Genomic DNA, 6053 nt, shown 5'->3' with positions numbered 1-6053 from the left:
GGCCAGCAGCGGTTCGACGCTGGTGGCGTGATCGGGGCTGATCGCGGAAACATCGTTGCTGCCGATGCCGTTGTGCAAAACCCTTACCCGGGGGCCGGCCTGGCCGCGAATCACCGGCGTGCCGACGCCGGGGCCGAACGACTGGCTACTGATGCCCAATTCGTTTTTCAGGGTTTCGCCGATGCTGTGGCCGGTTTTCAGGCGCAGTTCGTCGTCTTTTAGCACGGTAACAGGTACCGCGCTTTCGGCCGGGGTCAGTCGCAGCGGAGACGTGACTATGATCGGTTCCAATTCGACGGCGGGTTGGCGTTCGGCTAGGGCCGGCGAAGCAAGGCCGCCCGATGCGGTCAGCAAAATAAGTCTTTTGTATGTGGATGGCATATCGCGTAAAAATGTTGGTTTGATACAATATAACATCGCCCACGAAGGGCCGCAAGCATATCCCCGGCCGAAAGAAATATTCGCTGTGGGAAAATTTAAACGGAAAGCCGATCTATTTTGAGGTTAAGCAGGCTTTTGAGCGCGGCGGCGGCCGCGAGTGTTTGAAACGGGTTGGATACTGCCTGCAACACATCGGGCGGCAGGCAGCGAGGTTTTGCTTTGAGTTTATATGTCGGCGCGACGGTTTTCCGCCTGGTCCGAGGCGGCGGCATGCCCGGTTTCCGCCAAGCGATGTACATAAATCGTGGCGCCGATCACGGCGGCCTGGCCGATAAAAAGATTAACGACCGGCAGGGTCAGGGCAAAGCTGGTGACGCCGCCAAAACTTAACGCGCCCCAGCGGGATTGTTTTAAAAACTGTTTTTGGGCCGGAAAGGTCAGGCCGCGGCTTTCCAGCGGGTAAGCCATGAATTCCATGGCGATGCCCCAGGCGGCAAAAGCCGCCCACAACAGCGGCGCCACCAGATTGACGACCGGGATCAAAAATAAAACCAGTAACGGCACTATCCGCAGCAGCAAATAGCCTATCCGCCGCAATTCGCCCACAAACACCTTGTCCCAAGGCTGTTCCACGATGGGAACATCTTGGCCGGTAACGATTTGCAGCACCTTGGCCGACAGCACGCTGTAATAGGGTGCGGCAATCAGATTGGCTAGCAAGGTGAAGGTGAAAAAACCGACCACCAAAAAGCTGACGAAAAACAGCGGCCACAAAATCCAGTTCAACCAGGTCAGCCAGTCCGGAATAAATTCATGGATCAAGGCCGAAACGGAATGGTAGCCCAGAACGAAGGCGCCGCTGTAGAGCACGATGTTGATGAACAAGGGTATCAATAGGTATTTGCGCAGCTGCGGATGGTTCAGCAGTTTCACGCCCTGCAGTAAACAGCGCAAGGCGAACAGCGGATTATTGCCGGGTTTGATGGTTAACATGTCTGTAAACTCCCGACCCCATGTTTGCCGGGGTCGATAACTACGCCGCGTTCGGTGACGATGGCGCTGATGAATTCGGCGGGTGTGACGTCGAATACCGGATTCCAGGCCGTCACCAGCGAGCCGTTCTGTAAATAGCAGTCCGCCAACAGCTCCTTGGGGTTGCGTTCTTCAATTTCGATACTGTCGCCGGACGCCAGACTAAAATCGAAAGTGGAGTAGGGCGCCGCCACCATGACTTTAACGCCATGTTGTCTGGCCAATACCGCCAACGAATAAGTGCCGATTTTATTGGCAACGTCGCCGTTGGCGGTGATGCGGTCCGCGCCGACCACAATCCAATCGATTTTGCCGGATTTCATCAGCCAGGCGGCGGCGGCGTCGGCGATCAACGTGGCCGGGATGCCGTCCTGCGCCAGTTCCCATACCGTCAGCCGCGCGCCTTGCAGCCAGGGGCGGGTTTCGTCGGCATAGACGTTTTGCAGATGGCCGCGCTTGTGCGCGCTACGGATTACCCCCAGCGCGGTGCCGTAACCGCCGGTGGCCAGGGCGCCGGCATTGCAGTGGGTCAATACCGCCTTGGCCTTGCCCAAAATATCGGCGCCGTATTCGCCCATGGCGTGGTTGGCGGCGATATCGTCGGCATGGATTTGCTGAGCCAGTTTTGTCAGATCGGCAATCGGGTCGGCGCTATTTTGGTTTAATTGCCGGCGCATTTTGTCCAGCGCCCAAAACAGGTTTACCGCCGTGGGCCGGGAAGCGGCCAGTTGTTTTATATCGTTCTCAACCGCTGTTTGCCAGTTGTCCGAAGGATAATGTTGCATGGCGGACAGCAGTACGCCGTATGCCGCCGCAATGCCGATGGCCGGCGCGCCGCGCACCCGCATCGAGGCAATCGCTTCGGTGACGCCGTCGGCATCTCGATAGTCGTCGTAAGCGATTTTTTCCGGTAACAAGCGCTGGTCCAGCACGCTCAGGCTGTGGCCGTTCCATTGCAGGGCTTGTACGGATAATTGCTTGGGGTTGCTCATGATAGTGAATTCCGTGTTAAGGATTAAAAGGGATGAATAGGTATAATCGAATTTTTTTTCGGGCAAACACATGCAAGTCGATCTTCTTATTCAAGCGCGTTGGATTATACCCGTTGAGCCGGCCGGGGTAATCCACGAAAACTACAGTCTGGTGGTCGATGACGGCAAAATTATCGATGTGCTGGATACTGCCGCCGCCGCGCAAAAATACCAGCCGCGCGCTCTGGAAATTTTGGATCAGCATGTGTTGATTCCCGGCCTGATCAATTGCCACACCCATGCGGCCATGTCGTTGCTGTCGGGGATTGCCGACGATTTGCCGCTGATGGACTGGCTGCAAAACCACATCTGGCCGGCCGAACAAAAATGGGTCAGCGAGTCCTTCGTGCGCGACGGCACCGATCTGGCGATCGCGGAAATGCTGCGCGGCGGCACCACCTGTTTTAACGACATGTATTTTTTCCCGGATATCGCCGCCCAGCAGGCGGTCGAGCATGGCATTCGCGCCAATATCGGCCTGATCGTGTTCGATTTTCCGACCGTGTGGGCGGAAAATGCCGACGCTTATTTAAGCAAGGCCTTGGACCTGCATGAGCGCCTGCGCCACGAACGCTTGATCAGTACCTCGTTCGCCCCGCATGCGCCGTATACGGTTTCCGACGAACCGCTGCGGAAAATGCTGACCTTTGCCGACGAGCTGGATTCAACCATCCACATGCATGTGCACGAAACCCGGCATGAGGTTGAGGAACAGCGGCAAAAAAACGGCCAGACCCCGCTGCAACGCCTGCATGAACTGGGCCTGTTGACACCGTCGTTTATGGCGGTGCATATGACGCAGTTGAGTCCGGAAGACATTCGTTTTTATGCCGAAACCGGCGGCCACATCGTGCATTGCCCGGAATCGAATTTAAAACTGGCCAGCGGCTTTTGCCCTGTCGCTGCCTGCATGGAGGCCGGCATCAACGTGGCGCTGGGTACCGACGGCGCCGCCAGCAACAACGATCAGGACATGCTGGCGGAAATGCGCGTGGCCGCTTTGCTGGCAAAAGGCGTGTCCGGTAACGCCAGCGCGGTATCGGCCATGCAGGCGCTGCAAATGGCCACCCTCAACGGTGCCAAAGCCTTGGGGTTGGACGATAAAATCGGCTCGCTGGCCGTCGGCAAAGCCGCCGATGTGGTGGCCATCGATTTAAGCGACGTGGAAACCCAGCCGGTCTTCAACCCCCTGGCGCAACTGGTCTATGCCGCCAGCCGCCACCAAGTCAGCGATGTCTGGGTGGCCGGCAAGCGGCTGTTGAACAAACGCCAGCTCACCACGCTGGATTTGCATGACTTGCGCCGGCGCGCGGCGGTTTGGCAGCAGAGGTTGGCGGGGTTTTGATGCGGATGGGCTAAAATGGCTGACAGATGGGTAGTTGGCTTGCTACAGTGCCCTCTATGCGCGTTTAATGAGACGACTCGAATGTCCGATAAACCGTTATCCTACTCGGCCAATATCGCTTTATCGCCGATGCTATACAGAAAGGAAAATCACATGATTATCAGAGTGTTATTAGATAGAAGCGTGTTTGCCCGTAGATATACGGTTAACTATTTAATTCCTTGTTGGGCGGCTCGACTCTTCTCCTCTCGTACTCCAGCAGGGCACATATGAAGGCAACCGACTTCTGGAAAAACTTCAAACTTGGCGAAGAGATAAGCGTATCGGGAACGTTCATCTACAACGGCCTCCGTCGCTATCATGAAATGCGGAAGCTGGATTTCACAGACGAGGTATTCGAGTTTCTCTACACCTTGTCTGTCGGGCTAGAGCGGCTTCTAAAAACTGCTGTCGTCCTCTTTGAACACCACGAGTCGGTCAATCAAGAGGATCTGGAAAAATCGCTGATTACGCATAGCCATCTCGATCTGCTTGCGCGCATAAGAAAGCATGTATCAATAAATCTTGGTTCTCCGCAAATTGACCTTCTGGCATTGCTAGGAACGTTCTACAAGTCGCTCCGCTATGACCGATTTGCCCTGTCTTCTGCCTACGATTCAAAGAAGGAGATCGAAGCGCTTTGTGCTCTGTTGCGAAAACATCTCAATGTCGACATTCCTCGTGAATCATCCATCGTTGGAACCGAAAATGAAGATCGCTATCGACGGTTCATCCGCCGGACGGTCCTGAAAATATCGAAGACCATCTATGAAGTCATCGAGGCCCGCGCAAGAGCTATAAACCTCTACACCTACGAACTTCGCCACGGATCGAAAGCCGAGACCGTGTTTCTTCGTGAGGTAGATATCTCAGACGAAGATGTTCTCTGGAAAGAACTCCTCGTGTTTCTTATGAACACAAAGTCCTCCTCCGGATACCTCGATTATCTTCGTGGGATAGCTCCCCTTGATTTTGATCCGGCCTTGGTTGGCGACTACCTTGATTGCTTTCAATCTGACGCCTCGAAAGCCTTCGTCATGGATGAGCTTGAGTACCTCTACGAAGAAATGGAGGGGAATAAGGGTGAGCGGCTTGAGCTGATGAGAGTCATTGGAGCACCAAACGTCTACTTTGACTCTCCTGACGATGACTTGGCCGACGAGGAAAATCTATGACGGCGCCGCCCAACCCATCATTCCACCGGACCTTGCGCATAAAGCCGCGCAAGGCCGGTGAATTCAAACGTTATACGTCATGAAAGATAAGCTCGTAGAACTCGCAGAAAAAGTAGAAGATCAAGAGTCGTTCTTGGCTTTTGTGCGTGAGTTGGTAAAGGACAGAGAGAGCGCAGTAAAGAAAGAAAGGGGAAATCCGTCATCTCCCTATGGTCCGGACGCAGGAGGTTGGGAAAATACCTCAATTGAGAGTTATCTGGAAAGCGCAGTCGCGTGGGCTGAGGATTCTCAATTTGGAAGCAAAATGGCTTTTCCTGAATATGAATTAAATAATGTATCTGAATGGCGTAAATTTGCAGCATTTTTAATGGCAGGAAGGGTTTATGAGTAAACGTAGCAAAACGTATAACACGTCGCTCCACCCGACCAAAAACCGTTGCGCGGTTTTCGTCGGGTGAGCTAGGCGTTGGGCGTCATAAAGGAGAGCGCATTGCTTAGTCTCGAAAGTTCACGCTGGTCTGAGTTAAATCACGCTTATGGGCAAGCATCTGACATTCCTGGTTTGTTGAAGCAACTTGCCGAAATTCCTGGTTCGTCAGACGACAAAGAGCCTTGGTTTTCACTATGGAGTTCGCTTGCTCATCAAGGTGATGTTTATTCGGCTTCGTTTGCAGCAGTGCCATATGTAGTCGAGGCCCTTGCTTCGTCACCATTGAAAGCGGATTTCACCTATTTTCAATTTCCCGCATGGGTAGAAATTTGCCGTAAAAAGAATGGAGTATCCATTCCGGAAGATATAGCGCCTTCGTATTTCGAGGCGCTATCACGGCTACCTGCTTTAGTTGCCGCAGCATCTGATCGTGAGTGGGATTCCAATTTTTTGTGTTGCGTTTTATCGGCTTTAGCAGCATCCAAGGGATTTAGTTCGGTTGCTGAGGCCGTGCTAGAAATCAATCCTGAAGTGGCAGAGGAGTTTACGGAATGGTTTTTCAATCGGTAACAACTACGCCCAACCAGGCGCTTCACCCGACGAAAACCGCATCGCGGTTT

Annotated in this window: 7 protein-coding genes; 4 read left to right on the top strand and 3 right to left on the bottom strand. The window is 53.8% G+C overall.

All coding sequences use genetic code 11. The annotated features are described in order from the left end of the window. The 3 genes from NP596_RS19310 to mtnA all read right to left on the bottom strand — a co-directional run. On the bottom strand, positions 1-381 hold a 381-nt coding region (locus NP596_RS19310), incomplete at its 3' end, for a TonB-dependent receptor plug domain-containing protein (RefSeq protein ID WP_256617038.1). A gap of 225 nt (positions 382-606) precedes the next feature. After that, complete coding sequence (cysZ, locus tag NP596_RS19305) at positions 607-1374, bottom strand: sulfate transporter CysZ (RefSeq protein WP_256617037.1); 768 nt, start codon at positions 1372-1374, stop codon at positions 607-609. Beyond that, a complete protein-coding gene (mtnA, locus tag NP596_RS19300; RefSeq protein WP_256617036.1) occupies positions 1368-2405 on the bottom strand; it encodes an S-methyl-5-thioribose-1-phosphate isomerase in 1038 nt (345 codons plus the stop codon). The genes cysZ and mtnA overlap by 7 nt, the downstream gene beginning before the upstream one ends. Before the next feature lie 70 nt (positions 2406-2475). Here mtnA and NP596_RS19295 point away from each other — a divergent pair, with 70 nt between their 5' ends. The 4 genes from NP596_RS19295 (at position 2476) to NP596_RS19280 (ending at position 6003) form a co-directional block, all read left to right on the top strand. Then, positions 2476-3789, top strand: coding sequence for a TRZ/ATZ family hydrolase (locus tag NP596_RS19295; protein ID WP_256617035.1), 1314 nt, complete (start codon positions 2476-2478; stop codon positions 3787-3789). Between the two features lie 269 nt (positions 3790-4058). Then, complete coding sequence (locus NP596_RS19290) at positions 4059-5003, top strand: hypothetical protein (protein ID WP_256617034.1); 945 nt, start codon at positions 4059-4061, stop codon at positions 5001-5003. A gap of 79 nt (positions 5004-5082) precedes the next feature. Further along, positions 5083-5394 (top strand): DUF7660 family protein, encoded by a 312-nt coding sequence (locus tag NP596_RS19285; RefSeq protein WP_256617033.1) that lies wholly within the window; start codon positions 5083-5085, stop codon positions 5392-5394. 99 nt (positions 5395-5493) lie between these two features. Continuing rightward, on the top strand, positions 5494-6003 hold the full coding sequence (locus NP596_RS19280; RefSeq protein ID WP_256617032.1) for a hypothetical protein: 510 nt from the start codon (positions 5494-5496) through the stop codon (positions 6001-6003). Positions 6004-6053 lie beyond the last annotated feature (50 nt).

The sequence above is a fragment of the Methylomonas rivi genome, from assembly GCF_024505165.1.
GTDB lineage: Bacteria > Pseudomonadota > Gammaproteobacteria > Methylococcales > Methylomonadaceae > Methylomonas > Methylomonas rivi.
Note: the sequence above shows the minus strand (reverse complement) of the source record. Positions and strands in the feature narration are given on the sequence as shown.